The organism is Bathymodiolus platifrons methanotrophic gill symbiont (assembly GCF_002189065.1).
Taxonomy (GTDB): domain Bacteria; phylum Pseudomonadota; class Gammaproteobacteria; order Methylococcales; family Methylomonadaceae; genus Methyloprofundus.
The window spans coordinates 1-1,562 of record NZ_BDMN01000534.1 but is presented as its reverse complement, the minus strand read 5'-3'; the positions used below and the strand labels follow the sequence as shown (position 1 = coordinate 1,562).

Annotated in this window: 2 protein-coding genes and 1 pseudogene; all 3 read right to left on the bottom strand. The window is 37.5% G+C overall.

What is annotated here, in order from left to right; translation table 11 throughout:
• Positions 1 to 185: 185 nt before the first annotated feature.
• Positions 186 to 518, bottom strand: a complete 333-nt coding sequence (locus tag CDZ78_RS20195) for a hypothetical protein (RefSeq protein ID WP_087871556.1) — start codon at positions 516 to 518, stop codon at positions 186 to 188.
• On the bottom strand, positions 515 to 1,168 hold the full coding sequence (locus CDZ78_RS20190) for an AAA family ATPase (RefSeq protein WP_087871555.1): 654 nt from the start codon (positions 1,166 to 1,168) through the stop codon (positions 515 to 517). Before CDZ78_RS20190 ends, CDZ78_RS20195 begins: the two co-directional genes overlap by 4 nt.
• Before the next feature lie 185 nt (positions 1,169 to 1,353).
• Positions 1,354 to 1,541, bottom strand: a pseudogene (locus tag CDZ78_RS20185) (DUF4158 domain-containing protein); the annotation flags it as partial.
• Positions 1,542 to 1,562: the final 21 nt, after the last annotated feature.

Below are 1,562 nucleotides of genomic sequence, written 5' to 3'. Positions count from 1 at the left end.
AGTTACCTGAAAAAGGAAATATCAGGCTAGGTTTCCGATAACTTTAACTCATACAACTAGGACATAGCAAGGTTAGAATTAGATTAGTCTTCTAATAAGCCTTTCATTCATTCTCTGTTGGCAGAACATGTCATGAACTCCTTTTGAGTGGTTCATTTACGGGTCAATGACTTAGTATAAAATCATTATTTATTTTCTTTTATAAGCTCTTCAATGCTTGGCTTTCCAATAGAAGTAAGCCACAAGTCCAGTCCCTCAAGCACTAAATCATTTAAAGAATATTGCCTGTCACTACGTTTTTTTAGATTAACATAGTCCAGCATTTCAAAATAAAGCGGCTCTGGTAAATATGTTGGCAACTGTTGACGATTGCCTTCTGTTTTTTTGGGTCTGCCCTTCCCTCTCTTTACTGGTTCTATTGCGGTAGCTTCTTCCGGCTGTTCCGTTTCGGTTTTAGTGTCCTCTGCTGCATGAAGCAAAGCATCCATACTTGCATTTTTCTTTGATATTTTGCTCATGATGCCACCTTTAAACTATTTTGTTTTTGCTCTGTTTTTACCAGCCAGTCATAAATATTTTTTACTTCCTCGGCGGCTTTGTCCCTTTCGTCATATTCACCAACCCCAAGCCCAAGCGCGGCGGCGTGACGGTATGCTTTCCGTTCTACAGTTTTATAAGGGCAAACAAGTCCATGAGAAGAAAGCCCTAAGCGCAACTTTTCAAATTCGTTACCTGTTGGTGGGCAACGTGAAATAAGAATAGTAAACGGCTTTCCAAGACTTTTAATCATATCTACGGTGCTCGGTATTGCCTCAAGATCAAAAACAGAAGGTTGAACAGGGATAATACAAAGCGTTGCAAGCCCAATAATCACATTATGCAAGGTATCGCTTGCCCCTTTAGTATCGAAAATTACTAAATCATAATCCTGCTTTTTTGCAAATTCGTAAATTTCCTTAACTTTTTCTATATCATGCGGAACTATAACCGCTTTTATATCGTCCTCAATTTCTCGCCTCTGCCACCAGTTCGCGGCGGATTTTTGCTTCTCGTCAAGATCGACAAGTAAAACCTTTTTTCCATCCTTAGCCGCGCATACCGCCATATTGGTTGAAGTTGTAGACTTCCCAACTCCGCCCTTTGAACAAACCAAAAACCATAAATCCATAATCAAAACCTCTATTTTTAATAGTGCAAAACAATAATATAGGAAAATATAAAAACAACAATAGCAAGATATATAAATATATTAATTTTATGATATTAAAAAATTAAGGCATTACAATAGGGGAATAAACCTAGCCTTGTGTGTAGTTTGTAGTAATATTACTACTTTCTACTACATTACTGGTGAATTATTCCTGGGTAACGCATATAACAAAGTTGCATGGCAAAACCTAATCGGTTTTCTGAACCGCGATGTTGTGAAATAAGGGCTAAATCAGTTTCATTAAAGCTGTAATGTTGGATTAAGGCATCACCTGATGGAAAGCGATGAGAGCATTGCGCTCTATGGTAGATAAAATAGATGTACGTGCCATAAGAAATTATCACTTGAATAA

Bases quoted from the DNA above. Each gene is read 5' to 3' on its own strand.
- CDZ78_RS20195 (WP_087871556.1), bottom strand. From the start codon at position 518: ATGAGCAAAATATCAAAGAAAAATGCAAGTATGGATGCTTTGCTTCAT.
- CDZ78_RS20190 (WP_087871555.1), bottom strand. From the start codon at position 1,168: ATGGATTTATGGTTTTTGGTTTGTTCAAAGGGCGGAGTTGGGAAGTCT.